The sequence below is a fragment of the Chryseobacterium sp. 2987 genome, assembly GCF_031456375.1.
GTDB lineage: Bacteria > Bacteroidota > Bacteroidia > Flavobacteriales > Weeksellaceae > Chryseobacterium > Chryseobacterium vaccae.
In genome coordinates this window covers 1022067-1048120 of record NZ_JAVDUN010000001.1, presented here as the reverse complement: position 1 = coordinate 1048120, position 26054 = coordinate 1022067, and the positions used below count along the sequence as shown (strand labels likewise).

The window sequence follows — 26054 nt, the reverse complement described above, 5'->3', positions numbered from 1 at the left end:
ATACATTAGCTGTAAATATCCTGACCATCTGCTTCGTTTTTTAAAGCTGATTTTCCGAAAGATGTTTAACGATTTGCATGGCCGCAGGAAATTTTTCTTCAAAAAAACTTTTGAACTCTTCCGGAGCCTGAATTTCGGTTTTCAGTTCAGTTCCATCCTCTGTTTCTTCCAACAGATAAGCTTCTGTGGCATCTCCCCATTGCTGAGGAACTTCTATTCCGTTATAAATTTCTCCGAGGTGCAGAAATTTCATTTCTTTATGCGGAATATTTTGCTCAACACGGCTGTACATCCCATTTTGATGCGGATCAAAAAATTTAACAATGCTTCCTTTTTCCAGTGTCCCTTCATAAAAAGAACCTTCTGTGAAAGCAGTTGTCCACTGCCGGTAGGTAATTTCACCCCAAAGCACATTCCATACTTTTTCAGGGGGTGCTTCAATCTGTATTTTGAATGATAATTTTTCCATTGTTATTTTTTAAATTTTAAATATCGGGTTTTCAGAGATACGGCATTTAATATTAATAAAAGTTTCCAGCCGCTCATCCTCCCACAAAGTCACCTCCGTTAATATGAATGACTTCTCCCGTGATGTACTCTGCATCCTTTGAAGCGAGAAAAACATAAGCCGGCGCAACTTCAGAAGGCTGGCCCGCCCGTTTCAGCGGGGTATCTTTCCCAAATGTGGAAAGATCATCAAGGGTTTCTTTTACGAGCGGGGTCCATATTGGTCCGGGAGCAATACCGTTAACCAGAATTTTCTTTTCTGCCAGATTGGTGGATAATGACCTGATAAAAGAGAGAATCGCTCCTTTTGTAGCTGCATAATCAATCAGGTGATCACTTCCGCGGTAAGCCGTAACAGACGTCGTGCAGATGATCCTCCCTCCTTTTCTCATTACCGGCAAAAAAAGCCTTGTAAGTGAGATCATAGAGATAATATTGGTTTCAAAGGTTTTCTGTATCTGCTTATCCGAGATCTTTTCAAGGGTATCTTTTGAGGTATGAATTCCGGCATTATTAACCAGAATATCCAGGTTTCCCCATAAGTTCTTTATTTTCTCCGCACATCTTTCTCTGAATGCTTTTCGGGTAAGATCTCCTTTAATCAGAGTGCACTTCCGGCCCTCATTTTCTACCAGTCTTTTGGTTTCTTTTGCGTCATCATCACTTTCTTTGTAAATGATGGCTACATCTGCGCCTTCCCGTGCAAAATGAACGGCTACAGCCTGTCCTATTCCACTGTCTCCACCGGAAATGACAGCTTTTTTATCAGCCAGCTTTCTGCTTCCCAGATAATCATTCCTTATAATCTCAGGAAATAATCCTTCCTTAGGGACTTTTGACTTAGATTGTGACTTGTTCTGTGTTTTCATAAGCAAATCTTTATCTTAATTGCATCAAACGGTAAGCCGAAAGGAAGATCTGAAGAAAACTGCAGTCACAAAAAGAAAATTTTATCTTTTCCTTAAGAATTATAAGCGTTTTCCAGATCCTGTATCACGATTTTCTGCATTTTCATCATCGCCTGAACTACTTTCCGGGCTTTTTCCTGATCAGGATCGCTCATCAGCTGGATCAATTTTTCAGGAACAATCTGCCAGCTCATTCCATAACGGTCTTTCAGCCAGCCACACATGCTTTCTCTTCCTCCATCAGAGATAAGGATATTCCAGAAATGATCAGTCTGTTCCTGATCATCAGTCATGACAACCATGGAAATCCCTTCATTAAAATCGAACTGATGATCGTAGGAATTATCCATGCAGAAGAAGCTGTAACCATCAATGGTAAAATGGGCATGCTGTACATTTTCTGCGGGCTCCGGAATTGAATGTCCTTCTCCTCCATCGCCATATCTGAGAATATTTCCTATGCTTGAATTGGGGAAAGTTTTGGTGTAAAATTCCATTGCCTCCATTGCTTTTCCGTTATTCTCATGAATGAACATTAAGGTAGGAATTATTTTCTGTTCTGTTGGTTTATCTCCAAGGAATATCTGCCAGGTCACTCCGTATTTATCCTGTACCCAGCCGTATTTGCTGCTCCATGAATAAGTGTCCAGAGGCATCAGGGCCATTCCTCCTTCCATCAGTTTATCCCAGTAGGTCTGTACTTCGTCTTCGGTAGTGCAGATGACCATAAAGGAAATAGAAGGATTTTTTTTGAAATGCGGTCCACCATTCAACAACATCAGTTTTTGGCCAAACAGATCAATATTCATAACAACAGGAGTGTCTGCCGTGATCTTTCCGTTAAATACGTCACAATAAAATTCAGCGGATTCTTTTGCATCTCCATCGTACCAGAGGCATGGAAAAATATCGTTGTTCATAAGTTTAAATTTAGGGGGATGATATAGTTTTATATGTCATGCCGTTGAATTCCTTACAGATAATTAGGCAGCATGACTATTTTATTCAGATTTAATAATGGTTTCAGATATAAATATCTCTAAAAGAAACCTGATGTTCTTTCATGTAGCTCTTCAGCTTATCCATAGCATTTTTACCAAAACCATGCAGTTTCCGGATGTCTTCCTCAGAATAATCCGAAAGCTTTTCCAAAGAGTCTATTTTTTCTCTTTCCAAAGCTCTTCTTGCAGGTGCTGCCAGGATTCCCTGCAGGAAATTATCATTTTTAACAACATGACTAACGGCACAAACAGAGCTTAAACATTGGGCCATTATAACTAAGTTTATCATGATTGCAAACGGGTATTTTAGTGGTTTTCAACATATTTATGGAAATTATTGAGAATGGCGTACCAGCCTTCCCGCTGCATTTCCACAGAGTTTTGTTTCTCAGGATCAAAAATTTCAGTGACTTTGGTTGTATTTTCGTCTATTTTCTCAAAAATAACGTCTACCTTCCGCCCGTCTTCCATATGATATTTGATTTTTTCATTGGGAATAACCTCATCATAGGTTCCTTCAAAATCAAACCCGAAGCTTTTATCTTTTGCCTCCATCCTGTTTTTGAACTTTCCTCCCACTTTCAAATCATTAACAGAACTTGGACACTGCCAGCTTTCATGGGCAAAATTCCATTTTGTAATATGTTTGGGTTCATTAAAATAATTCCAGACCTTATCTACCGGGGCTAAAATTGTGATGTCTATTTTAATCGGGTCCATAGTTCTATTTTTTAATGTTTAGTAAGGACGGTCCGGCATGAACCGTCCCTTGATAATTTTAGTTAAATATAAGATTATTTTGAATATTCTTCATTATAGTTCACCATCCAATGAACACCATATTTATCCTGGAAGCTTCCGAAATAGTCTCCCCAAAACTGGTCTTCAATAGGCATTTCTACATTTCCGCCTTCAGAAAGCCCTTTGAACAGTCTGTCTGCTTCTTCTCTGGAATCCGGAAAAATAGATACATAATTATTGTTTCCAACCGTAAGGGTCTGCCCAAATCCGGGAACAATATCCGAAGCCATCAGCAGGTCGCTACCAATAGGCAGTGCAATATGCATTACTCTGTTTTTTTCTTCCTCAGAAAGATTCTCCGTTCCAGGGGCGTTTCCCATTTTGTGAACTTCTCCCTGGAATTCTCCTCCGAAAACAGATTTGTAGAAAGTGAACGCTTCTTCTGCTTTCCCATCAAAATTTAAATACGGATTTAATTTAGCCATAATTTCTAAGTTTTAAAATTGTTATTGATTTTTTTAGTTCCAACGGTACAAAATAATTGAGCCATTGGTTGTTTTTAAGAGTTTAAAAATTTTTCTATTTCATGCACAGTCAGATCTACGAGATCAGAATCTGTATTTCCTTCAAAGTCTGCCATCATATAAGAACCATGTCCTGCTGGCAGAATCATCAGTTGGGAACCTTTTACCAAACGCCACATTTCCACCACATGTTCCGGCTTCATCACATCTTTATCACCGCTGACGAATAATACGGGAACTTCTATACCCGAGAGAATTTTTTCATCCCAGTCTTCAAAAGTCTGCATTCTTTTGCTGTCTTTATCAAAGAGGTTTTCAAGCTTTGAAAAATCGGGATTCAGATTGAGAAAGTTAATTTTTAGAGATTCTGGCATCGATTCCAGAGTAGCTTCCGCCATACTTTCGAAGAAACCGTCCATCATACCACTTTTCTTAAAAAAAGATGAGGCTACAATAAGCTTCTCGGTGATTTCGGGATAAAGATGAGCGATCTGCATGACGGTATTTCCGCCATTACTGAATCCCCAGAATGCGGCTTTTTCAATTTGAAGTTCTTTCAATACGGCAGCTACGTCATGGGCGTCCTGTTCGAAGGTTTCGGGAATATCGCGGTGTTCACTCATCCCATGGTTCTGCAGATCAATTCCTATCAGCTGAAATTTTCCGTTCAGTCTTGTGATAACTTCCTTAAAATCGAATAAGATAGAAGAACCGCCTCCATGAATCAATATAAGAGGTTTTCCGGCACCGTAGATCTCATAATACATACGGATCCCATTGACATTTTTATATCCTTTTTCGTTGGGCTCCATTGATCAGTATTTTAGATTTTCATCTACATCGTAATTCATTCCCGGATAATCCAGAATTCTTCTCATCAATCCGATCTGTCCGCACAGGTAATCTTCACGTCCGATGCACATTCCTGCAAAATTGAGCTTTGTTTCCTTAATAAACGGAACATTCATTCCGATTTCAAAGATTTCATCCAGCTCTTCATCAGATACTTCCCACAGTTTCTGATAGACTTTCGGAGAAATTTCATGAAAACTCTTTTTCAGATCTGCGAGGCTCGGATAATTAAAACTTTCATCCAATGTTTTGCCCTGGAAAAAAAGTTCACCATAAGGATCTTCGTCACGAAGTCCCAGAACCCAGCCCAGGCCGTACCGCATATTCACAAAGTTTCCTGCCATCCAGACGATATGATTGGTTTTTCCTTCAATTCTTTTCAGAGCATCTTCTTCCGAAATTCCCTCCAGAACATTCATAAAACTCTGGGAATGCATCCTGTAAGCAGGAATAATGAGTTCCATTTTTTTTGATTTTGGCGTGTCCATTTTTGTATTTTTTAGTTTTAATAATAACTTATTTTATAGACCTGCAATCTGTTGTGGTATATTTTTGCTTTCCACAGATTTTTCAGATTTTTGTGATAATTTTATTTTCCGGCAGATCCGGCAGATTAGGCAGCTTTTTTTGCTCTATTTTATTGCCCCAGGTTTTCCCAGGATTCTTCTGAGGTATCCGAACTGTCCTCCGTGATAAATTTCATGCAGTGATAAAGTTGCAATATCATTAATGGTACCAGGTTTGAAATGTTCTATCATATTAAGAGCACTTTCCAACCTATTCTGAGATTCTTTAAAATAAGATTTCAGTTCTTCAAAAGTGACAAACTTATCTTTTCTATCCAAAGGATTTTCTCCTCTGTTATAGCATGAGAACTTTTCACTATCCCAGACTGATTCTTCACCTAATATATTCAGAAAGGCATTTCTTATATAAATCAGATGTCCTAAAATCCAGTTCATGCAGTTGGCTTCATCATTAGGGAAAATCATGGATTCTTCATCCGTTATTCCTTCTGTATTTAAAGAGACTATCCTGTAAGTAGCGGATGTCTGTCTTTTTATAATTTCAATATCGTTTGACTTTGTTTCCATAATTGATACTTTTTGCTCTTGGTGATTGTGATCATTTTTCTTTCTGTAACTGAAAAAATCTTTTGAATTGCTTCGTTATAAATAGTTTTACGCCACGGATGCACGAATGATTTTGGATTATCTTGTTCTATAATAATTGCTGAAAACCTTTAATTTTCTTGTGTCTTAAAAGCATTGCAATTTTTAAAACCCATGCGGCATTGTACTTTTCAATACATAAGCTATATTTTTTGCTTCCCACAGATGTCACAGAGTTCTCAGATTTTTGTGATGATTTTATTCTCGCAAATCCAACAGATTTTTGTTTTGCGGATTATTTTGATTTTGTAAGAAAATCTTATAGATGATGAGTTATTCTGTAGGCATCTGGGAAACATCTCCGTGCATTATTTCCCACTGATGGCCATCTATATCAGCAAAGGCACTCTGATACATCCACCCATAATCCAGTGGTTCGCTGTATTTTGAACCTCCGTTTTCAAGGGCTGTATTCACAATACGGTCTACTTCTTCATGGCTGTCTACTCCAACTGCAAGAAGCACTTGGGTGGTATCTCCTTTAGCAAAAGGCCTGTTGGTAAATGTTTGAAAAAATTCTTCTTTCAGAAACATAGTGTATATATGATCTTCTTTCATAATTACACATATCGCCTTATCATCTGAGAACTGTTCGTTGATGGAAAAACCAAGCTTCGTCCAGAATGCTCTGGTTTTCTGTACATCTTTTACGGGTAAATTGACATAAATCTGACTGATTTTCATTTTGTAATTTTTAGTGTTTAACTTTGAAAAGTAAAATCTTTCGGATTATTCTGTGGGCATTTGGGACATATCAGCATAAGTCATATTCCATCCGTGTCCGTCAAGATCCCAGAAAGAATTTTGATACATCCATCCATAGTCCTGCGGTTCTTCATGTTGTGTAGCTCCATTTTCCACGGCTGAATTTACAATACGATCAACTTCTTCACGGCTGTTCAGTCCCAAAGCCAATAGTACTTCGGATGTATCTCCTTTGGGAACAGGTTTATTTGAAAAAGTCTGGAAATAATCGTCTTTTAAGAACATGATATATGTGTCTTCTTTTATGATAACACATACTGCCTTATCATCAGAAAACGGCTCATTGATGGCAAAGCCAAGTTTGTTCCAGAAATCTCTGGTTTTCTGTACGTCTTTTACCGGAAGGTTTACATAGGTTTGACTGACTTTCATTTTTGTAATTTTTAGCGTTTAACTTTTAACCAAAATTACCAAGCTTCAATGAAAGTCAACTTGCCATAAGGCAAGATTTAATTTTTCTTAGGATGAGAGACCAATTCTTTACGGATTCTGCTTAAGGAAGTATCTGTAACCCCAAGATAGGAAGCAATCTGCTTCAGAGGAGCATACTGCACAACGAGCGGTTTCTCTTCTAAGAGATTAAGGTAACGCCTGGTAGCGGACAGGGTAAACATTTCCACGGAACGCTGTTTATAAGTAAACAGTTCTTTAGACATCCATGCTCTTCCCCACTCTCTGAGGTTGGGTATTTTATGAAAAAGCTCCTGAAAGGTTTCATAATCGAATCTCCAGCATTCGCAGTCGGTGATGCAGACAATATTTTCCTGAGACGGAATTCTCTGAAACAATGAAAGGACTTCGATGATGATCTCATTGTCTGCAAAGAAATGGGTAGTTACTTCATTTCCGTTAAAATCATTGACAAATGAGCGGGCCAGCCCTTTTTCAAGGATATAATATTCATTGGCAGTTTTGCCTTCAATAAGAATACTTTCTCCTTTCTGGAATGATACTTTTTCATGAGCCTGAAATATTTCTTCAAGTTCTTCCTGCATAAAAAAGGGAAAATCATAGCAGATTTCTAAGGCTTTGCTGGTCATTGGTGTCTAAATTTTTAAAGTCTTTAAAAATATGACTTTTAATTGAACCAGAAATGTAAAAAATTAAACAATTTAATGAAAATTCAATAAAATTTATTTTAATCAACTTAAATACAGCAGGATAAATTATTTAATAATCTTTCTAATAATTAAACAGATTTGCTTGAAACATATTTAATCTCATCATATATTTATTTTAATATATCAGAAATATCTTATACATTAAAATAATGAAAGCTGGATCGGCTTAGGATTCTGAGGTTTCTGTGCATCCCCCAAAACCGTTTTTCCTCCGAACCTCCATGAATTCTGTCTTTCTTCTTCAATTACCTGCTGAATATCAAAATCAGGAATGAAGTCCTGTTCTGTCTGGGTAACGATTTGGTGAAGTTTGTTTAAAGTATTCAGCTTATCAGAATTTCCAAGTTTTGATTTTTCAATTCCTTTTCTGAGGATACTTATACTTTCATCATAGATTTTCGTCGGAACCGGAAACGGATGCCCATCTTTTCCTCCGTGTGCAAAGGAGAATCTGGCGGGATCTGCAAATCTTGAGGGTGCACCATGAATCACTTCACTAACCAGAGCTAAAGACTGCATGGTTCTTGGTCCCACTCCTTCCAGCATCAGGAGATCTTCAAAATTCTGAGGCTGCTGTTCGCGGGTAACATATAAAAGAGCGCCGAGACGTTTCAAATCAACATCTGAAGCCCGCACATCATGATGCTCAGGAAGTATAAGTCTTGAAAAATCTTTCATCACCTCTATAGAATCAGTGTGGGAAATATCCAGAATCCCTTTTCTGTTTCCTGAAGCCTCTGCATCCGTAAGGTTAAGAATCTTTCCTCTTGAAATTCCGTTGATTCCTGTATGAGGCTCTTCTACAAAAGATTTTACATTTTCCGAATGCCAGTGGTAACGTCTGGCAGTTCCGTCTGATTCGTGCATTCCCTGCTGAACGACACTCCAGCTTCCGTTATCTGCCAGAATAAAGTTATGCAGATACAGCTGATAGCCATCCTGAATGGCTGTATTATCTACTTTAGCGGAAAGTTTGCTGGCTTTAACGAGTTCATGTCCGTTCAGACCCGTTTTATCTGCAATCTGAATTAATTCAGAAGGGGTCTCTCTTGAAAACTTGCCTTTTCCACCACAGATGTACAGTCCCAATGACTGTGAGCTAGGATTAATGGAACGTTTCAATGCCCCCATCACAGACGTAGTAATCCCCGAGGAATGCCAATCCATTCCCATCACTGCGCCAAAACTCTGAAACCAGAACGGATCTGCCAGCCGGCGGAGTACCTCATCTTTACCATAATCCATCAGGATCACTTCTATGATGGAAAGGCCAAGAACAGACATACGTTCGTACAGCCATGGTGGTACTTTTCCATAGTGTAAGGGTAAATCTGCAGTTCCTGAACGTTTCATCTTTTAATTTAAAGGTTCAAAGTTAACTTTAATATTCCGGATTTTTTATGATTTGGATAACCTGTTACGTCCGGCAAAAGAAACCTCAAATTCTATCAACCCGCCGAATAGAATGCCAGATCTTTATGTTTTTCTTCATTATATTCTTCCTCGAAAGTGATTTTATTTCCGGAAGGATCGATAACTGTAAAAGATACTGCATTATAGAATGTTTTTTCAAGAGCCGGACGGTTGTATTTGTACTTTTTATCAATCAGCTCTTTATGATAGGCAGGAACCCCTTCTCCCCAGACAGCCACTCTAACTCCGGGGGAACCGTCTCCGTGGTGCTCGCTTAAATGGAAAATAATATTTTCTCTTTTTACTTCCATATAAACAGGAGTATTTTCACCAAAATAATGCTCCCAGACAATCTCGAATCCAAGCCAGTCAACGTAAAATTCTACCGCTTTTTTGTAATCGAAGATTCTGAGAATAGGGATGATTTGTGTTGCTTTCATAATAAATAATTATAATAGAATTTTCTTTTTTTTTAACGGGAGGATTACTATTTTCTTTAATTAATTGGTGGATATTTTTGCCTGCAGCGACGTTTCACTGAGCAGGAAGCGCAATCAGCAATTGCTGGCCAGAATGCTTTAATACCTCTTATAAGGGACATTCATAATTTGGCTTACTGATGTTCAAGGATATTAACTATTTTACCAAACGGATCTTTAACGAAGAAGCGGCGTACACCCCAATCTTCGTCGGTCATATCATAGACGATTTCAAATCCGGACATTATCATTTTATGGTAGATTTCTTCAATGTTATCCACTTCAATGGAAAGATCGGGAACCTCCGTATCATTACCGCCCTGAACAGCAAAACTGATCTGAATCTTTGATTCTTCATTGGTTCCTAAAGTTTTGATCCAGCCATGATCCATCAATACATCAAGTTCTAAAATGTCCTGATAAAAAAGATCAGCTTTTGAAGAATCTTCTGTTTTTATATTGGCTACGATTCTTTTTACCATTTTCATTCTGTTTTTAGAATTAACAAGGTCAAAAAAAGCCCTGCTGAAAGTAAGCTTCGGCAAGGCTCTTTATAACGCTTGTTTCTATTATTGGTTTAATGCTGTCAGTGCTGCATCATAATTAGGCTCATCAGCAATTTCTGAAACCTGTTCTGTGTAAACCACTTTATTGTTTTCGTCTGTAACGATTACGGCACGGCTTAATAATCCTTTTAGAGGAGAATCTGTAATAGTTACTTCATAATCATCGCCAAAGCTGCTTCTGAAATCTGAAAGTGTTTCAACATTATTCAATCCTTCTGCTGCACAGAATCTTCCTAATGCAAACGGAAGGTCTTTAGAAACGTTAATGATTACTGTATTGTCCAGTTTTGAAGCTTCTTCATTGAATTTTCTGCTGGAAGCCGCACAAGTAGGCGTATCAATACTTGGGAAGATATTGAATACTTTTTTCTTTCCTTCAAAAGTTTCCAACGTTTTTACATTCAGTCCGGAATCTACCAGAGCAAAATCTTTAACAGTGCTTCCCACCGATGGTAATGTTCCTATTGTGTGTACTTCGTTTCCTTTTAAAGTGATTGTCGTTGACATAATATTTATTTTTTTAGTTTCCTCAAATTTACTCAAAATAGAAAATCTTTTCCCTCAAATAAAGGTTAAATAATTCTTAAAGTGAAATAAGTGTCCAGGTTCACTTTCAGATGTAAATTTTAAGTATATTCGCATCCTGAAAAAAAATAATAACCATGCGAAAAAAAATTACATTCCTGCTCTTTGGAGTACCGGTCTTTGGTTTCGCCCAGTCAGTTATTGGCACAATTAATTCCGGTGCCATTTCTGAATCCGGATTTTCTCATTCCGTAGGAGAAATTTACGTTATCCCGGATAACCCAAACCAGAGCAGTTCCGGCACAATGGGAATGCTGTATCAGACGTCTTTACAGGTTCTCGGCATCAGTGAGATTGAAAAAGAAAATGTTAAGATCTACCCTAATCCAACCACTGACTTTATTCACGTTTCATTAAGCTCCAATTCTAAGATTGAAGATGCCGAAGTATACGACACAGCGGGAAGACTTGTTCTGAAAACAAAACTCGAAAACGGAAAACTTGATCTCCGCAGCCTTCATTCCGGGATTTATATGATCTCTTTCAGAAATCCTGACATCAAACCTATTAAAATCATTAAAAAACCTTAAAAACTATCTGATCATGAAAAAACTTTACGCTACAATAGGATTATTTGTCGCTTCATTATTAAGCGCACAGGTTCCGCAGGCTTTCAGCTACCAGACCATTGCCTTTAACGCTTCCGGAGCACCCATTTCCAACGGAAACGTTTCTTTAAGAGTAAGCATTTTAGAAAATTCGGCTACAGGAACCGTTCTGTATACTGAAACTCACAATAAAACAACGAACGCTAAAGGTCTGGTTAATTTAAATATCGGACAGGGAACTTCTTCCACAGGAAGTTTCGGAGGAATCAACTGGGGAACGAATACCAAATTCGTTAAGGTGGAAATGGACCCACAGGGAGGTTCTAACTACACCAATGTTGGAGTAAACCAGCTGATGAGTGTTCCCTATGCACAGGTAAGTAAAACAATCGTTACTGGTCCTGGCCAAGGAATTACTCTGGTATCTCCTAACGGAACCAATTACACCTTAAGCGTAAGTGACTCCGGTACATTAACCCTGCCTACGAATACGGGTTCATCCGGCAACACTTTACCTTCCAACTTATATACGTACGGATCATATAACTCCTTCACTCCTTCCTCTGCTGAATTACTTCGTGGAAATGGCAGTACAAAAGTGGGTTATAAATATCTTCAGGCCAATACACAGATTAAGTTCATAGCTTCACCGGGTAATGGTGCACAGGTTTACGGTTCAGACTCCAATGGATACGTTACTGCTAATGGAAGTAACTACAATGTTTCGTCCAATGGATATTACCAGATCCTGATCGCTCCTAACGGTCCGCAAATGAGGGCAGGTTTCTTCAATTTTGCTCCTCAGATCCAGTTTACTTCATCTTCGGGTACCACGCCTGTAACTTCTGTCACCTATAATAATACTACAGGAAAATTTACAGCCCTTATCAATGGGGTTACAACCAGTACCGGAGGTTCTTTTTACATCAGACTTGCTTCAGAGAGTTTAGAACCTGAAGATTTAGGAGATAACCTGGGCGATGGAGCTTTTGATGTAGAAGGAGCTGCGATTACCTTCCCTAATATTTCTTCTACCACACCTAAAAACTATAAAGTTGAATTCAGCCTCAATTTTGATGGCACCGGAAGTTATACAATTACACAGATATAAAATTTAAAGAGGCTCAGGCCTCTTTTTTTGTGTAAAATACTTCATAAAACAATCATATTTAGTAAATTTGTGTGTCTTAAAAAATCAAATAATAAATAACAGTATAATGTCAGACAAATCAAAAATCTATTACACTTTAACGGATGAGGCTCCAATGCTGGCTACACATTCTTTTTTACCGATTGTGAAAGCGTTTACAAAATCAGCAGCTATTGAGATTGCAGTTCCGGATATTTCTCTATCAGGAAGAATTTTAGCCAACTTCCCTGAATTCTTAAAAGACGATCAGAAGATTAGTGATGCTTTGGCAGAATTAGGAGAATTAGCAACAAAGCCTGAAGCCAATATCATCAAATTACCCAATATTTCTGCTTCTGTACCTCAATTAGATGCAGCCATCGCCGAACTTCAGTCTAAAGGTTTTGCTGTTCCGAATTATCCTGCAGAGCCTAAAAATGATGAGGAAAAAGCAATCAAAGCTAAATATGCCAAAGTATTAGGAAGTGCTGTAAACCCTGTATTGAGAGAAGGAAACTCTGACAGACGTGCTCCAAAAGCTGTTAAAAACTATGCAAAAGCCAACCCTCACAGAATGGGTGACTGGGCTTCTGACAGCAAAACTGATGTTGCCCACATGAATAACGGTGATTTCTACGGAACTGAAACTTCAACAACGTTAGAAAACACTACAAAATACAGAATCGTATTCAAAGGAAACGACGGTTCTGAAAATGTATTGAAAGATTTTGCCGGTCTCCAGGCTGGTGAAGTGATTGATTCTTCTGTAATGAACCTTAATGCTTTAAAAGTATTTGTTCTGGAAGCTATTGAAGAGGCAAAGAAAAAAGATGTACTCCTTTCTGCTCACCTTAAAGCTACGATGATGAAAATTTCTGACCCTATTATTTTCGGGGCAATCGTAGAAACGTTCTTCAAAGAGGTATTTACTAAATACGCTGAGACTTTCAAGTCTTTAGATATCAATCCAAACAACGGTCTTGCAGATCTTTTTGAAAAAATCAAAGGGAATGCTCAGGAGGCTGACATCAAAGCTGATATTGAAAAAGCACTTGCTGAAGGGCCAAGAGTAGCTATGGTAAATTCTGACAAAGGAATCACTAACTTCCACGTACCTTCTGATATTATTGTAGACGCATCTATGGCTGCTCTTGTAAGAGGCGGAGGTAAAATGTGGAACAAAGACGGTAACGAAGAAGATACAGTATGCATCATCCCTGACCGTTCTTACGCAGGTTTCTATCAGTCGGTAATCGATGATATGAAAGCTCACGGAAAACTGGATCCTACAACAATGGGCTCTGTTCCAAACGTAGGTTTAATGGCTCAGAAAGCAGAAGAGTACGGTTCTCACGATAAAACATTCCAGTTATCTGCTGACGGAACTGTAGAAGTTCAGGACGAAAACGGAAACGTTCTTCTTTCTCAAAAAGTAGAAAAAGATGACATCTTCAGAATGTGCCAGACTAAAGATGCGCCTATCCAGGACTGGGTAAAACTAGCTGTAAACAGATCAAGATTATCTGATACTCCTGCTATTTTCTGGCTGGATAAAGGAAGAGCTCACGACAGAGAAATCATCAAAAAAGTAGAAAAATATCTTGCCGACCATGATACTACAGGTCTTGATATCCGAATTCTTGATGTAAAAGACGCGATGACTGAAACCCTTAAAAGAGCAAGAGAAGGTAAAGACACCATCTCTGTTTCAGGAAACGTATTGAGAGATTATTTAACAGACCTTTTCCCGATCCTTGAATTAGGAACTTCTGCAAAAATGCTTTCTATCGTTCCATTGATGAACGGTGGTGGTCTTTTCGAAACAGGAGCCGGAGGTTCTGCTCCTAAACATGTTGAACAGTTCCTTGAAGAAGGCTATTTAAGATGGGATTCATTAGGTGAATTCTTAGCACTCCAGGCTTCTTTAGAGCATTTAGCACAAACTCAGGGGAATACAAAATCTCAGGTTTTAGCTGATGCATTGGATGAAGCTAATGCTAAATTCCTGGCTACAAATAAATCTCCTGCAAGAAAAGTAGGACAGATCGACAACAGAGGTTCTCACTTCTATTTAGCAATGTACTGGGCTGAAGCTTTAGCTAACCAGACTGCTGATGCTGAATTAGCGGCTCAATTTGCTCCGGTAGCAGCAGCAATGCAGGAAAATGAAGCTGTAATCAATGCTGAATTAATCGGCGCTCAGGGCAAGCCTCAGAACATTGATGGTTACTACAAAACTGATACCTACAAAACGTATGCAGCCATGAGACCAAGCACTGTTTTAAATGAAATTATTGACGGAATCTAAACTTCAGATTCTTTTGAAATACAAAAAGCTCCTTTTTCAAGGGGCTTTTTTTGTTGATTATTTCTTGGTGTTGGTTTAAATTTTAATCGGGCCGAAGCCCGATTCTATTGAATATTGAAATCATGTTAACATAGGAGGTTTCTTTTGGTGCTTTTGTGTGTTTTGAGATTTTGATTTTTTTTTGAATTCATTAAAAAATCCGGATTCCTGTTTGACATTCAGGAATCCGGATCTTTGTTAGTCAATTAATGAGTTTAATTATTAACCAGCTTCATAGAACCTTCGCTATACCTCTCTCCTACATTCGGATATTTTTTGAGGAGTGAATCTATGGTTTCAAGGTCTGACGGGCTTAAGTCAATAGCTATCGCTTCGATATTTTCTTCAAGATATTTGATCTGTTTGGTTCCCGGAATCGGAATGATATCATCCCCTTGATTCAGTACCCATGCCAGTGCCAGCTGGGTTCCTTTCACGCCTTTAGACTGGGCAAATTCGTTAAATTCTCTGGCTAGATTCCTGTTGTTTTCCAGATATTCTGCCTGATAACGCGGCAGTGATTTCCTGAAATCTTCATCTCCAAAATTCTGAACTTCGTTGATATTCGCAAAAAGTCCTCTTGCCAGCGGAGAATAAGGAACAAGCGTAATTCCCAGTTCCCTGATCGTAGGAAGTATTTCTTTTTCTACGTCTCTGGTAAGAATTGAGTATTCAGACTGAAGAGCCGTGATTGGATGAATTTTATTTGCTTTTCTGATGGATTCGGCGGAAGCTTCTGACAATCCAAGGTATTTTACTTTACCTTCTTTTACCAGTTCTGCCATCGCTCCTACTGTTTCTTCCACCGGAACATTAGGATCAATCCTATGGGCATAATACAGATCAATTGTATCTATTTTCAGTCTCTGCAAACTCAGATCTACAGCCTGTCTGATCCATTCCGGAGAACCATCGAAATAAGTTCCCGGAGCTCCGCTGTGGCTCGCTTTTCCGTCTTTGAATCTGAATCCGAATTTAGTGGCGATAAAAATCTTATCACGGTTCGGAACTAAAACTTTTGAGATCAGTTTTTCATTTTCTCCGTTGGCGTACATATCTGCGGTATCCCAGAAATTTACGCCCAGATCAAGGGCTTTATGAAGTGTATTGATGCTTTCCTGCTCATTGGCAGGTCCGTAAGCAAAGCTCATACCCATACATCCTAATCCTATGGCAGAAAGCTGCTCTCCTGTGTTTCCTAATTTTCTAAATTTCATGATTGCTGTGATTTTATATTTACAAGACAAAATTAAAACAAGAACTCAATGGCAGCGATATAGAATTCAAACGAAGACTTATAAAATTCAAACAAACTAGTTTCTTACTGCATTTGGGGTTATTCCAGTCTGTCTTTTAAAATAATTCGTAAAATAAGCAGGCTCTTCAAATCCCAGCCCATAAGCGATTTCTGAAACATTCCAATCCGTATGCTTCAGTAACGCACTGGCCTCCTGAATGACTCTTGAAGTAATCTGCTGACTTGTGGTTCTTCCGGTTATCTCTTTTACGGAACGGTTCAGGGAATTGACATGAATGGAAAGGTTCTGTGCAAAATCATTTGGAGTTTTCAACTTCAGATAAGCGTCCGGACTATCAATCGGAAACTGTCTTTCCAGCAATTCCATAAACAATGAAGCCACTCTTTGTGAAGCATTTTGATACGGTTGAAAACTTTCTGCAGGATGCATTTTCATGGTTTCATGAATCAAAAGATGAAGATAAGCGCGCAGCATATCATATTTATGCGTATAATCCGACTGGATCTCGGCCGTCATTTTGCTATAAAGCTCTGAAATGGTCTTTTGCTGGTCTTTATTGACAAAGAAAACCGGAGTACCGCCAATCCTGAACAGCGGAGAATCCTGAAGATTCCCGATGCGGCTTCCGTTCTGAAGAAATTCTTCGGTAAAAAGACAAAACCACCCGGTCTGATTTTCATCCTCTGCTTCCCATGAATATGGCACCATTGGGTTTGAAAATAAAATAGCCGGCTGATCTATATGAATCCATTTGTCGGCATAATGAAGTTTTCCTTTTCCTATAATCAGTGAAATTTTATAATAATCCCTCCTGCTGTAAGGGGTTACCAACGAACAGCTGTCACGGGAAAACACATTAAAATGACCAATTCCGGGAGTTATAATACATGACAGTTCCCGGGAAAGCTCGTTCCGTTCATAAAATCCTTTTAATGTTTCTTTAGACTCCATACATCAAAATTATAAAATTCAAACAAATAAAAGTATAAAGAATTATAAAAAATGACCGACTAAAAGCCGGCCATCAAAATTGAATGTATCGTTGATTTAATGATGATCGTGATGATCATGTTTTTTATCCATTTTATATACTTTGGACTTATTTTTTTTGTATTTCTTGTCGTTATTTTTATTTCGGTTGTATACTGCTACAGGATTTTGTCCTTTGTAATATTTTTTCTTAAACTTTAAGTACTTTTCACGTCCTAAGATTCTTTCTATTTCGTAATACCGGTCTTCTCTCCACCGATCCGGATGGCTTACATAAACCCGGTTCCAAGAATCATAGTTGTCATACCTGTTGTTCAGTGCATTCAATTGATTGGTCTGTACAACAGAGAGCAGAAGGTCCGCTGCTACCGTCTGCCAGTTTACATCGGTAATGCTCCTGCGGTAATCATTATAATAATCAGATTGTGCAAAGCTCAAACCGAATGTACCCGTAAGCAGTATTGCTATTATTATTTTTTTCATTTCACCTCATTTTTAAATTAAACTGTTTTATATTTTCCAATTAAAATGCCAAGTCTTCAAATTGAATTCATAATGTTTGTTAAAAACCACATAAATCATTGATAATCTTTCAGATATTTTCTATATTTATATACAATCATTAGGATTCCTTTATGGAAATTATCATTATCATACTGCTTATTCTGCTGAATGGAATTTTCTCCATGTCTGAGATGGCACTCGTTTCCTCCAAAGGTTTCAGACTTAGGAAGGAAAAGAAAAAAGGAAATACTAACGCCAAAACCGCAATCAAACTTTCTGAAAACCCTAATCAATTTTTATCCACCGTACAGATTGGTATTACCCTGATTGGAATTCTCCTTGGTATTTTTTCCGGGGACAGGCTTACTTCGGATCTTGCTGCCTATATTGCTCAGTTTGAAACTTTCACAGAATATTCCAAAGGAATTGCGTCTTTTATCATTGTGGCGCTTATTACGTTTCTCTCTATTGTTTTCGGTGAACTGATTCCAAAGCGGATAGGAATGAAATTTCCGGAAAAAACAGCCATTATTATAGCAAAGCCCATGTATTGGCTTTCTGTGATTGCTTCCCCTTTTATCTGGCTGCTCACTGTTACCAATGATGGGGTTCTGAGACTTTTCGGAATTAAAAATGATGAAAAGGAACTGATTACTGAAGAGGAAATTAAATCGATCATCAGGGAAGGAAAAGAAGGTGGCATTATTGAAGAAAAAGAACATGATGTTTTAAAGAATGCTTTTGAACTTGGCGACCGCAAAGTTAGTTCTGCTGCTACACACCGTTCAAAAATAATTTCTGTGGATGCTGATGACAACTATGAAACGGTAAAATCAAAAATCAGAAACAGTTCGTTCTCTGCTTATCCTGTGACTGACAAAAACAACCTGGATCATATTATAGGAATCGTCAAAATGCGGGATCTGTTCGATCTTGACCCACTTCATTTTAATCTCCGGGAACATGTGAGAAAAACGGTTTTTGTAAGTGAGAAATCTTTCATCTATCCTATGATGGAAAGCTTCCAGATCAGCCGCTCCCATATTGCTGTTGTTATTGATGAGTATGGAACAACAAAAGGTATTATTACCCTGAATGATATATTGAATGATCTTGTCGGAAATACTCCTGATGAATCTGATGACGACAGGGATATTATCAAACGGAATGAAAACTCATGGCTTATTGATGGCAAATGCCCGCTGTACGATTTTAAAAAGTATTTCAAAGTTGATCTGGATGAGGAAATAGAGAAACACTTCATCAGCGTTTCAGGACTTTTCATCTATGGCAGAGACACTCTTCCGAAAACCGGGGAAAAAGTACAGATTGGCAATCTTATTCTGGAAATTGTGGACAAGGACGGAAACAGGATTGACAAGATTATGGCAACTAAGATGACAAAATAGTCTGAAAATGGACTAATCCCTGAATTATTATATTCCTTAAATTTCGTTAAGATTCTTAAAACTTTTATTTCATATTGTTTTAATTTGTAATTTTAATGGAAAAGAATGCGGAAAAAGTATTCGAAGTCATTTATTAACTCAATAAAATCTCATACATTATGGAAAATATAAAGTTTGAAATATCTCCATACCAGGATGAACTGCAGCTATTGATTGACGGGAATAAAGTAGGATACATGTCAATTGAAGTTGACGGAAGGCTGCTGATTGTATATTACACTAAACTTGATGAAGAACGTGAGGGACAGGGATATGCCAAAATGCTACTGGACGAACTGGTTCGTTATGCTGAGGAAAAAGACCTGCTAGTAGATCCTGAATGCGATTTTGTCCGCCAGCAATTTGAAAACCACCCCAGAAGATATAAAGATATCTGGCATGCCTGATTCAATCTTCCCACCAGACACTGAACTGATTATTATCCCGGTTTAAATCTACAACTTCTCCGATCATTGGAGTAAGAATGGATAGTCCTTTTTCTTTTCCTAAACGGGTTACCATCTGCAAAGGTTCGTTCCAAGGATGAAGAGCCAGTGCAAATTTTGAAGAATGAACAGGAATTGTATTTTTTGCCTGTAAATCAATAGCCGCCTGGATCACATCTTCCGGAAGCGCGTGAATATATTTCCAAGCTTTGTCATACTGCCCGTTTTCAAGAACAGCAAAATCAAAAGGCCCGAATTGATCTCCAATTTCTTTAAAATGAGTATCATAACCGCTGTCTCCGCCTAAGAAAATCTTTTTTGACGGAGTTTCCAGAACGTAAGAAGTCCAAAGCGTATTGTTCTGCTTTATCTTTCTTCCGGAAAAATGTCTGGCTGGCGTAAACGTAATTTTTATATTATTTTTAAGGATTATTTCAGCACCCCACTCTTCTTCTATCAGTTTATTTTCACCGTATCCCCAGCGTTCCAGATGTGCTCCTGTTCCCAAAGGAACAATAGCCATACCTGTACGGTCTTTAATAGATTTTACGGTAGGATAATCAAGATGGTCGAAGTGATCATGGGTAATCACCAGGTAATCCAGATCAGGCATATCTTCAGGTTTAAAAATATCCGAGCCTTTAAATGCTTTGTTAAAATATTTGAATGGTGAACCATATAAGCTTAATACAGGATCGACCAAAAAAGAAACGCCATCTGTTTGTAAGTAATAAGATGAATGTCCGAGCCAGATGAACACATCCTGGTCTTTCGGAATGCTTTTAAGATCTGTATATACTGAAGAAATCGCTTTTAAAGGTTTTAGCAGCGGATGTTTTCTTCCAAAGAAAAAATCATAGGTTACCTGCAGAGTTCCATACCCCTCTGCAACGGCTGGCGTATAATTTCTGTTGTGAAATTTACCTTTTTTATACAACTTTGACTGGCGTATTCGTTCAAGCCTTTTACCTTTCGGAGCAGCACCAAATGCAGGCCTATTCATCACTATAAAATAAAATACCGTTACAATAAACCCTGTAATAACCACCCAATAAATCATCTTGTTCTATAAAATAAATGCCAAAGGTATTGACTTTTATTTTTATATGAAAAATACAGATAACAACCTTTTTTAACTTAATTTATAAGGTATTCTGAATAATTTAGTATTAATTTAAACAACAATAATGAGAAACTTTCTAACTTAGCAGATTGAAAAAATTCCAAACACATTGAAAAATTATTCGATCTTATTTGCCGCTTTAATCATGTCATCATGTGCTTCTATCCGAAGACATAATGAACAAAGAGCAGCCTGCATTCCTCCGGAGAAACTTAAAGAGGATGTAGATTATGCTTATTTAAAACTGCAAAAAATGCATCCGCAATTATATTGGTATATCTCTAAACAGGAACTCGATCATAAATTTGACAGTCTTAAACAGACCTTCGACCAACCTTTGACTCCGCTTCAATTTTATTTTAAATTGCAGCCCGTTATTGCAGATGTGCGGGAAGGACACCTCGCTTTGAGAATTCCCAGAAAAAAATTCACTAAAAAAGAGATAAAAAAGCTGGAACATAAAAAAGGAATGTTCAGCCGTTTTGAATATTATATAAAAGGAGACCGTTTATTTATTGTTGAAAACAAAGATTCTATAGAAGGCATACAGCCGGGTAGCGAAATTTTATCCATTAATCAGATTCCGGTTTCAGAGTATCTGAAAAAATACAGAGACCTAATCAGCAGCGATGGATACAATACTACTTTCCAGTCTTATTTTTTAAAAGACGTATTTTTCAATTTTTATACGGCAGAAAACGGATTTACCGATAGCGCAGTAATAGAAACAGTTTATAACGGTCAGAAGCATATTTATACGCTTCATAGAGAATCTAAAACTAAAAATGATCTGGAAAAAGATAAAGAACAGGAAAAACGCACTTCTGAAAAGAAAGTCAATGACTATGTAGCTTTCAGTAATTCTTATAATCGAAATTTTAAATTCCTCGATCAAGACAGTACGACAGCTTACCTAAAAGTAAAGAGTTTTTCCCGTGATCATTCAGACCAGTTTTATAAGGAAACATTTATCAAAATAAAAAATGCTAAGGCTAAATACCTCATCATTGACGTTCGCAACAATTACGGAGGCTCACTGCATGAGATTAATAACCTGTATTCTTATCTCGCAGCAGAACCATTTGTTCTGATCAAGCCTTCCCAGCTGACCTCAAGACTCAGCCCGCTAAAAACCAATTATTTCAGAAAGAGCAATGCGCTTCAATATGCCTTTAAAAGCCTGGCTTATCCTACTTATGTATTTTCCCAGACCTTCAGCACCTACAAGAAAGACGGAAAGATATATTATAAAATGAAGGCTGATAAACCTACCCGACCTAATAAAGACGCTTTCCAAGGAAAAGTTTTTGTGCTGATCAACGGAGGAAGTTTTTCGGCATCATCCATCATTACCGCTAAACTTAAATACGATAAAAGAGCTATTCTTGTTGGTGAAGAAACCGGAGGGGCCAATGACGGAACGGTTGCCGGATTTTATTCTTATCAGAAACTTCCCAATTCAAAAATTAATCTTCCCATCGGCCTGCTTCTGGTACAGCCAAATATTGATTTTCTGAATACCAAAAGAGGAGTTGTTCCGGATGTGGTTATTCCTGAAAGTATGCAGGACATTATCAATAAAAAAGATCCGCAGCTGGAATGGATAAAAAGTGAGATTGCAAAAGAAAAAGAAATCATCAGATAAATAAACAGTTTCGGCGGGCTTTCAGCCCGCCGAAACTGTTTTCAACGTATTTCAATTATCAGATCTGTTTTCAATAAAAAATCCGGCAGGAATTTTCTGCCGGATTAAACTAATCTTTAATAAAAAATTATTCTACTATTATTTTCTTAGTAACAACAGCGCTTCCATCAGCATTGATTTTTACCACATAAACTCCTTTCTTAACTCCATCAATACTAACTTTATTTTCTCCTTTATCCAATTTCTGAGTGGCTTTAATCAATCTTCCTGAAATATCATAGATTTCAACAGAGGCATTATTTCTATTATTTTCTATGGTAAATACTCCGTTTTTAACAGGGTTCGGATAAATGCGGAAATGATCTTCTGCTCTCGTTATTTCTTTTGTTGACAGTACTCCATTTCCTATTCCTACACCATACCAAGCCTTTACATTCTGCTGCTGTTCGTTGCTGGAAGCACCGTAAAGATCCGTTACAGCTTGTTTGGTTGCATTATAAGCATCCAGATAGGTTGTATTTGGAGTCATATACTGATGTAACGCTCTATAGATAATCTTTTCTGCTTTTTCAATGGTAATTCCCGTCACGTTATAGGCATTGCCGATATCGTTGGTTCCTGAACCTCCCTGCGAGAGAAGATAAAACCAGTAGTTCCCTACTCCGCTGTTGATATGTACACCTCCATTATCATTATTTGGATCAGGATTAGCGGTACTTGCCCAATGAGTTCCGTTATAGGTATCCGGCTGCGGAGTTGGATTTACATTATTAGGATCAGACATACTTCTCATATAAGGACTTGGAGAAGGATTAAATATAGAAGCTACGGTAATTCCTTCGCCTATGGTCCAGTTCGGATTACTTCCTGAATAAAATTCAATTGCTGTTCCCAGCATATCAGCGATAGATTCGTTGATCGCTCCGGATTCTGATTGATAATTTAATCCACCTAAACCGTTTCTTCCGATAATCAGGTGAGAATATTCATGTCCAGCCACATCTATTCCTACCACGGGGTTCATATAAGTGATCAGCCCGTTAAACATCTTTCCGTTTCCGTAAAGCATACATACAATTCCTCCATACAAAGGAGTATCAAGGGCAGCTGCATTTGCACCTCCGGTGAGCCCTCCAAAATCGAAATTATAATAATTATCAATTCTAGCTCCATTTCCGTCATAGCTATTCCTGTTGTGGCGGTTGATATAATAATCATAGGCATTTTTCATACCCCAATGAACTTCTACCGGAGGTTTTGTATCACTTGCCGTATAATCTGCCGTAGGACTGATATATTCTTCTACACTAATAATTCCTCCATTTATAGTGTCTATATCAAGAGTAGTTCCGTTTCGGGTATGGATGTTCCGGGCATTGTCTTTCAACCGGTACTGACCATTATAAGAATCAGCAGTAATAGATTGAGTACCCTTATAATAGGTTGAGCTCTGAGATGGAGTATCTACATCATGGATTCTGGAAATTTTCTTAACAACCGTTCCTGAATTGTTATCTATATAATACGTAAAGGCCTGTAAAGGCTTCATAGACAAAGTTTCTACTTTTGATGTATGATAAACAGCAGCAGAGCGCCCATTATCAACTTTCGTGATGACTTCTTCTATATTGGATATAGTAATCTTACCCCTAGCATTCAGATCAGAGATAATGAGAGATCTTATCTTCTGTAAAGTAGGCTGCTGTCTAGGAGATAAATTGATGTCAGAAATAATTTCTCCGTTTACATAAATTAATTTTCCATCTTTTTCATGGAGCAGGACCATATCATCCATTACTTTTACTCCTTTATAATAATGTTCATATACAGAGTGAGTGATTCCCAACTCATCCTTATTCTTTTTAAGAAACCTGTACGAATGATCGGTTCCGGTCCCTAGCCACTCTCCTAAATGGTTGGCCAGAAAATCCGGAGCAATATCTCTCCCGCTGAAACTTGCATTAAAATTCCCCATTACTGAAGTGATCGAAATTTTCGGAAAATCCTTAATTGAAGTTTCAGAACCTTGTCTGTTTTGTGCGTGTAGTAAGGTAAAAGGGGTAAGACCTGCAGTAAGAGCAAAAGCCAGGACTTTGGCAAGAGTAGTCATTTTTTTCATTGATATTACATTTATTAATTAGTATTTCACAGTTAGTAGGAGAAATACATAAATGTTACATAATTTTTAATATTTAAATGATTTAATAAAACAAATACTAAAATATCCTATAAAACAACATTAAAAATAAAAACCCGACAGAAAATATTCTGCCGGATCTCATTATGTGTTTTTTTAAGTTTTTGCTCTGCAGCATCCTTTGAAAAGGACATTTGTACGAAATAATTTTTTAATAAGTAAATTAATTTTCTGAACCAATATTTATGTCTTAAAATTTAAATAGATAGTGTGAAATGGTGAGGAATTATCTCCATATCAACAAAAACTATTTCTAATCTTCACAGTTAGTAGAAAAAAAACAAAAATGTTACACTTTTTTAGAAAAAAAAATAATTCGCGGCAGAAAAATCCCTGCCGCGAATGGTAATATATGCTGTTTTTTTTTCAATTCATCCTGTTTAAAGCCTTTTGAAGCTCATTTAAATCAATAAAATTGAGAAGCGCTCCTATAATGATAAAAATAAGAAGCACCGCTGTTAAAAATGCAAGAATAAAAATATAGACTGATACAAACCACAAAACGGTATTCAGAATATTTCCCCTGATTCCGAATTTTGTGATGAAAAATTTTTGAGAGCGTTCAAACCATGAAGTTTTATTTCGTCTTGGATTTTGTTTTATTTCTACTCCATTAAGTTCATCTATCAACTGGACAACATCATTGATGTATCTTCCGTACATATAATACATCCAATATTTGATAATGAACCACACCAGCAATAAAGTGATCATAAAGCTGATTCCAAAAATAGCGAGGTTGTATTTCATTTCAAAATGAAAATTGATGGTAATCAGTGATAACAGAAAAGCAAGAGGAATATAGGAAATATAATAGGAAATGTAGATTTCTTTCGATATTAAAAGTTGCGTTTTAAGGTTAAACAAGTCATAATTTGTATTGATACTTTTTTGGCAGAGCATCTTATAAAGCTTAAGGAATCTGGAGTAAAAATAAACGATAAGAGCAAGGGTAAGCACAACCACAAATGCCGATATGATCTTGATATTGGCATCTCCGGAAGCAAACGGGAATCCGGTCATAAGCATGGGCAGGGTGACGACCATCAGCCAAAACTCTGTTTCCATATTAATTTTAAGCATCTGCAGCGGCGAATGTATCTCATTCTGCTTTTCCAAAGAGACCTCGGGCAGGTCATCTTTGGTATCTTTATTCCAAAGTTCTTTAAAATTCTCTAACTCCATTGTATGTGTTTAAATCTGTGTTTTTTTCTTCTCAATAATCTCTTTCAGCTTGGTTTTAGCCCTGTTCATCTTCACTCTTGCATTGACTTCGGTTATTCCTAACTGCCGGGCAATCTCTTTACCCGGAAAGTCCTGCAAAAAATAAAAAATGAGCGCTTTATCAATCGGGCTGAGCTGGTGGATTGCTTCATACATCAGCTTCATATTTTGATCATCCGTATCATTGTAAGGCTCTTGATGGACAGCAAGGTTTTCCACCTGCTGATTTTGTATAAAACTACGTTTTTTTTCGCTTCGGAGAAATACGATAGCAGTATTTAGTGCAGTTCTGTAGAGCCAGGTAGAAAAGTCGCTCTTTCTTTGGAAATCACCATATGATTTCCAGGCCTGATAAATGATCTCCTGATAAAGATCATTCTGATCATCCTGATTATCCATATACATCTTAGAAATCTTGAAGATAACACCTTTATGTTTCTCAATCTTTTCTAAAAATTCACTTTCCATTGAAAACATGGTAAAAACTCTAGCCCTAAAACAGCAATTCATTCAAAAGCTGCCTTCTTTTATTAAAAATAACTACAAAACTCAAGCATTAA

The 26054-nt window shown here is 37.5% G+C and carries 29 protein-coding genes; 6 read left to right on the top strand and 23 right to left on the bottom strand.

Annotation, left to right across the window (positions count from 1 at the left end; genetic code table 11):
• Positions 1 to 40: 40 nt before the first annotated feature.
• From J2Y40_RS04800 to tpx, 16 genes are all read right to left on the bottom strand, one after another.
• Positions 41 to 469, bottom strand: coding sequence for an SRPBCC domain-containing protein (locus J2Y40_RS04800; RefSeq protein WP_309997450.1), 429 nt, complete (start codon positions 467 to 469; stop codon positions 41 to 43).
• A gap of 73 nt (positions 470 to 542) precedes the next feature.
• Positions 543 to 1376, bottom strand: coding sequence for an SDR family oxidoreductase (locus J2Y40_RS04795; RefSeq protein ID WP_309997448.1), 834 nt, complete (start codon positions 1374 to 1376; stop codon positions 543 to 545).
• Positions 1377 to 1468: 92 nt separating this feature from the next.
• Complete coding sequence (locus J2Y40_RS04790) at positions 1469 to 2335, bottom strand: VOC family protein (protein ID WP_309997446.1); 867 nt, start codon at positions 2333 to 2335, stop codon at positions 1469 to 1471.
• Between the two features lie 103 nt (positions 2336 to 2438).
• Entirely contained in the window at positions 2439 to 2687 is a 249-nt protein-coding gene (locus J2Y40_RS04785; protein WP_309997445.1) for a DNA-directed RNA polymerase subunit alpha C-terminal domain-containing protein, read from the bottom strand.
• Between the two features lie 35 nt (positions 2688 to 2722).
• A complete protein-coding gene (locus J2Y40_RS04780; RefSeq protein WP_153393333.1) occupies positions 2723 to 3136 on the bottom strand; it encodes an SRPBCC family protein in 414 nt (137 codons plus the stop codon).
• Positions 3137 to 3210: 74 nt separating this feature from the next.
• Complete coding sequence (locus J2Y40_RS04775) at positions 3211 to 3642, bottom strand: VOC family protein (protein ID WP_309997443.1); 432 nt, start codon at positions 3640 to 3642, stop codon at positions 3211 to 3213.
• Between the two features lie 74 nt (positions 3643 to 3716).
• Entirely contained in the window at positions 3717 to 4493 is a 777-nt protein-coding gene (locus J2Y40_RS04770; protein WP_153393339.1) for an alpha/beta fold hydrolase, read from the bottom strand.
• A 3-nt stretch (positions 4494 to 4496) separates the two neighbouring features.
• Positions 4497 to 5021, bottom strand: a complete 525-nt coding sequence (locus J2Y40_RS04765) for a DinB family protein (RefSeq protein ID WP_153393342.1) — start codon at positions 5019 to 5021, stop codon at positions 4497 to 4499.
• Between the two features lie 144 nt (positions 5022 to 5165).
• Complete coding sequence (locus J2Y40_RS04760) at positions 5166 to 5627, bottom strand: hypothetical protein (RefSeq protein ID WP_153393345.1); 462 nt, start codon at positions 5625 to 5627, stop codon at positions 5166 to 5168.
• Between the two features lie 351 nt (positions 5628 to 5978).
• Positions 5979 to 6389 (bottom strand): VOC family protein, encoded by a 411-nt coding sequence (locus tag J2Y40_RS04755; protein WP_309997440.1) that lies wholly within the window; start codon positions 6387 to 6389, stop codon positions 5979 to 5981.
• Between the two features lie 45 nt (positions 6390 to 6434).
• Positions 6435 to 6842 (bottom strand): VOC family protein, encoded by a 408-nt coding sequence (locus J2Y40_RS04750; RefSeq protein WP_309997438.1) that lies wholly within the window; start codon positions 6840 to 6842, stop codon positions 6435 to 6437.
• A 77-nt stretch (positions 6843 to 6919) separates the two neighbouring features.
• The gene (locus J2Y40_RS04745) at positions 6920 to 7510 is read right to left on the bottom strand and encodes a Crp/Fnr family transcriptional regulator (RefSeq protein ID WP_153393353.1); all 591 of its coding nucleotides are present in this window, start codon (positions 7508 to 7510) and stop codon (positions 6920 to 6922) included.
• Positions 7511 to 7732: 222 nt separating this feature from the next.
• A complete protein-coding gene (locus J2Y40_RS04740; protein WP_153393356.1) occupies positions 7733 to 8944 on the bottom strand; it encodes a DUF763 domain-containing protein in 1212 nt (403 codons plus the stop codon).
• Between the two features lie 95 nt (positions 8945 to 9039).
• Complete coding sequence (locus J2Y40_RS04735; RefSeq protein ID WP_153393359.1) at positions 9040 to 9444, bottom strand: glyoxalase superfamily protein; 405 nt, start codon at positions 9442 to 9444, stop codon at positions 9040 to 9042.
• Positions 9445 to 9617: 173 nt separating this feature from the next.
• Positions 9618 to 9965, bottom strand: coding sequence for a VOC family protein (locus J2Y40_RS04730; protein ID WP_309997433.1), 348 nt, complete (start codon positions 9963 to 9965; stop codon positions 9618 to 9620).
• An 87-nt stretch (positions 9966 to 10052) separates the two neighbouring features.
• Positions 10053 to 10556, bottom strand: coding sequence for a thiol peroxidase (tpx, locus tag J2Y40_RS04725; protein WP_153393362.1), 504 nt, complete (start codon positions 10554 to 10556; stop codon positions 10053 to 10055).
• 155 nt (positions 10557 to 10711) lie between these two features.
• Between tpx and J2Y40_RS04720 the strand changes: the two genes are divergently transcribed.
• From J2Y40_RS04720 to J2Y40_RS04710, 3 genes are all read left to right on the top strand, one after another.
• Positions 10712 to 11164, top strand: coding sequence for a T9SS type A sorting domain-containing protein (locus tag J2Y40_RS04720; protein ID WP_153393365.1), 453 nt, complete (start codon positions 10712 to 10714; stop codon positions 11162 to 11164).
• Between the two features lie 13 nt (positions 11165 to 11177).
• Entirely contained in the window at positions 11178 to 12293 is a 1116-nt protein-coding gene (locus J2Y40_RS04715) for a hypothetical protein (RefSeq protein WP_153393368.1), read from the top strand.
• Between the two features lie 106 nt (positions 12294 to 12399).
• Positions 12400 to 14619: an NADP-dependent isocitrate dehydrogenase gene (locus J2Y40_RS04710; protein WP_309997430.1), complete on the top strand. Its 2220-nt coding sequence runs from the start codon at positions 12400 to 12402 to the stop codon at positions 14617 to 14619.
• 254 nt (positions 14620 to 14873) lie between these two features.
• On the opposite strand, the gene J2Y40_RS04705 is transcribed toward J2Y40_RS04710, so the two are convergent.
• From J2Y40_RS04705 to J2Y40_RS04695, 3 genes are all read right to left on the bottom strand, one after another.
• Positions 14874 to 15875: an aldo/keto reductase gene (locus J2Y40_RS04705; protein WP_153393374.1), complete on the bottom strand. Its 1002-nt coding sequence runs from the start codon at positions 15873 to 15875 to the stop codon at positions 14874 to 14876.
• 96 nt (positions 15876 to 15971) lie between these two features.
• Positions 15972 to 16868, bottom strand: a complete 897-nt coding sequence (locus tag J2Y40_RS04700) for an AraC family transcriptional regulator (protein ID WP_309997427.1) — start codon at positions 16866 to 16868, stop codon at positions 15972 to 15974.
• A gap of 96 nt (positions 16869 to 16964) precedes the next feature.
• Positions 16965 to 17390, bottom strand: a complete 426-nt coding sequence (locus J2Y40_RS04695) for a hypothetical protein (protein WP_153393380.1) — start codon at positions 17388 to 17390, stop codon at positions 16965 to 16967.
• Between the two features lie 152 nt (positions 17391 to 17542).
• Here J2Y40_RS04695 and J2Y40_RS04690 point away from each other — a divergent pair, with 152 nt between their 5' ends.
• Positions 17543 to 18820 (top strand): hemolysin family protein, encoded by a 1278-nt coding sequence (locus J2Y40_RS04690; RefSeq protein WP_309997424.1) that lies wholly within the window; start codon positions 17543 to 17545, stop codon positions 18818 to 18820.
• A 158-nt stretch (positions 18821 to 18978) separates the two neighbouring features.
• Complete coding sequence (locus tag J2Y40_RS04685) at positions 18979 to 19266, top strand: GNAT family N-acetyltransferase (protein WP_153393386.1); 288 nt, start codon at positions 18979 to 18981, stop codon at positions 19264 to 19266.
• A gap of 1 nt (position 19267) precedes the next feature.
• Here J2Y40_RS04685 and J2Y40_RS04680 read toward each other — a convergent pair whose 3' ends face one another.
• Positions 19268 to 20308: an MBL fold metallo-hydrolase gene (locus tag J2Y40_RS04680; RefSeq protein WP_309997421.1), complete on the bottom strand. Its 1041-nt coding sequence runs from the start codon at positions 20306 to 20308 to the stop codon at positions 19268 to 19270.
• Positions 20309 to 20537: 229 nt separating this feature from the next.
• Between J2Y40_RS04680 and J2Y40_RS04675 the strand changes: the two genes are divergently transcribed.
• Complete coding sequence (locus J2Y40_RS04675; protein WP_153393391.1) at positions 20538 to 22073, top strand: S41 family peptidase; 1536 nt, start codon at positions 20538 to 20540, stop codon at positions 22071 to 22073.
• Positions 22074 to 22200: 127 nt separating this feature from the next.
• Here the strand turns inward: J2Y40_RS04675 and J2Y40_RS04670 are convergent, their stop codons facing one another.
• From J2Y40_RS04670 to J2Y40_RS04660, 3 genes are all read right to left on the bottom strand, one after another.
• Positions 22201 to 24192, bottom strand: a complete 1992-nt coding sequence (locus J2Y40_RS04670; RefSeq protein WP_153393394.1) for a M4 family metallopeptidase — start codon at positions 24190 to 24192, stop codon at positions 22201 to 22203.
• A gap of 444 nt (positions 24193 to 24636) precedes the next feature.
• Positions 24637 to 25455 carry a hypothetical protein gene (locus J2Y40_RS04665; RefSeq protein ID WP_153393396.1) on the bottom strand — a complete coding sequence of 273 codons (819 nt, stop codon included), beginning with the start codon at positions 25453 to 25455 and terminating at the stop codon, positions 24637 to 24639.
• Between the two features lie 9 nt (positions 25456 to 25464).
• Positions 25465 to 25971 carry an RNA polymerase sigma factor gene (locus J2Y40_RS04660; protein ID WP_153393399.1) on the bottom strand — a complete coding sequence of 169 codons (507 nt, stop codon included), beginning with the start codon at positions 25969 to 25971 and terminating at the stop codon, positions 25465 to 25467.
• Positions 25972 to 26054: the final 83 nt, after the last annotated feature.

Bases quoted from the DNA above. Each gene is read 5' to 3' on its own strand.
- J2Y40_RS04800 (WP_309997450.1), bottom strand. From the start codon at position 469: ATGGAAAAATTATCATTCAAAATACAGATTGAAGCACCCCCTGAAAAA.
- J2Y40_RS04795 (WP_309997448.1), bottom strand. From the start codon at position 1,376: ATGAAAACACAGAACAAGTCACAATCTAAGTCAAAAGTCCCTAAGGAA.
- J2Y40_RS04790 (WP_309997446.1), bottom strand. From the start codon at position 2,335: ATGAACAACGATATTTTTCCATGCCTCTGGTACGATGGAGATGCAAAA.
- J2Y40_RS04785 (WP_309997445.1), bottom strand. From the start codon at position 2,687: ATGGCCCAATGTTTAAGCTCTGTTTGTGCCGTTAGTCATGTTGTTAAA.
- J2Y40_RS04780 (WP_153393333.1), bottom strand. From the start codon at position 3,136: ATGGACCCGATTAAAATAGACATCACAATTTTAGCCCCGGTAGATAAG.
- J2Y40_RS04775 (WP_309997443.1), bottom strand. From the start codon at position 3,642: ATGGCTAAATTAAATCCGTATTTAAATTTTGATGGGAAAGCAGAAGAA.
- J2Y40_RS04770 (WP_153393339.1), bottom strand. From the start codon at position 4,493: ATGGAGCCCAACGAAAAAGGATATAAAAATGTCAATGGGATCCGTATG.
- J2Y40_RS04765 (WP_153393342.1), bottom strand. From the start codon at position 5,021: ATGGACACGCCAAAATCAAAAAAAATGGAACTCATTATTCCTGCTTAC.
- J2Y40_RS04760 (WP_153393345.1), bottom strand. From the start codon at position 5,627: ATGGAAACAAAGTCAAACGATATTGAAATTATAAAAAGACAGACATCC.
- J2Y40_RS04755 (WP_309997440.1), bottom strand. From the start codon at position 6,389: ATGAAAATCAGTCAGATTTATGTCAATTTACCCGTAAAAGATGTACAG.
- J2Y40_RS04750 (WP_309997438.1), bottom strand. From the start codon at position 6,842: ATGAAAGTCAGTCAAACCTATGTAAACCTTCCGGTAAAAGACGTACAG.
- J2Y40_RS04745 (WP_153393353.1), bottom strand. From the start codon at position 7,510: ATGACCAGCAAAGCCTTAGAAATCTGCTATGATTTTCCCTTTTTTATG.
- J2Y40_RS04740 (WP_153393356.1), bottom strand. From the start codon at position 8,944: ATGAAACGTTCAGGAACTGCAGATTTACCCTTACACTATGGAAAAGTA.
- J2Y40_RS04735 (WP_153393359.1), bottom strand. From the start codon at position 9,444: ATGAAAGCAACACAAATCATCCCTATTCTCAGAATCTTCGATTACAAA.
- J2Y40_RS04730 (WP_309997433.1), bottom strand. From the start codon at position 9,965: ATGGTAAAAAGAATCGTAGCCAATATAAAAACAGAAGATTCTTCAAAA.
- tpx (WP_153393362.1), bottom strand. From the start codon at position 10,556: ATGTCAACGACAATCACTTTAAAAGGAAACGAAGTACACACAATAGGA.
- J2Y40_RS04720 (WP_153393365.1), top strand. From the start codon at position 10,712: ATGCGAAAAAAAATTACATTCCTGCTCTTTGGAGTACCGGTCTTTGGT.
- J2Y40_RS04715 (WP_153393368.1), top strand. From the start codon at position 11,178: ATGAAAAAACTTTACGCTACAATAGGATTATTTGTCGCTTCATTATTA.
- J2Y40_RS04710 (WP_309997430.1), top strand. From the start codon at position 12,400: ATGTCAGACAAATCAAAAATCTATTACACTTTAACGGATGAGGCTCCA.
- J2Y40_RS04705 (WP_153393374.1), bottom strand. From the start codon at position 15,875: ATGAAATTTAGAAAATTAGGAAACACAGGAGAGCAGCTTTCTGCCATA.
- J2Y40_RS04700 (WP_309997427.1), bottom strand. From the start codon at position 16,868: ATGGAGTCTAAAGAAACATTAAAAGGATTTTATGAACGGAACGAGCTT.
- J2Y40_RS04695 (WP_153393380.1), bottom strand. From the start codon at position 17,390: ATGAAAAAAATAATAATAGCAATACTGCTTACGGGTACATTCGGTTTG.
- J2Y40_RS04690 (WP_309997424.1), top strand. From the start codon at position 17,543: ATGGAAATTATCATTATCATACTGCTTATTCTGCTGAATGGAATTTTC.
- J2Y40_RS04685 (WP_153393386.1), top strand. From the start codon at position 18,979: ATGGAAAATATAAAGTTTGAAATATCTCCATACCAGGATGAACTGCAG.
- J2Y40_RS04680 (WP_309997421.1), bottom strand. From the start codon at position 20,308: ATGAATAGGCCTGCATTTGGTGCTGCTCCGAAAGGTAAAAGGCTTGAA.
- J2Y40_RS04670 (WP_153393394.1), bottom strand. From the start codon at position 24,192: ATGAAAAAAATGACTACTCTTGCCAAAGTCCTGGCTTTTGCTCTTACT.
- J2Y40_RS04665 (WP_153393396.1), bottom strand. From the start codon at position 25,455: ATGGAGTTAGAGAATTTTAAAGAACTTTGGAATAAAGATACCAAAGAT.
- J2Y40_RS04660 (WP_153393399.1), bottom strand. From the start codon at position 25,971: ATGTTTTCAATGGAAAGTGAATTTTTAGAAAAGATTGAGAAACATAAA.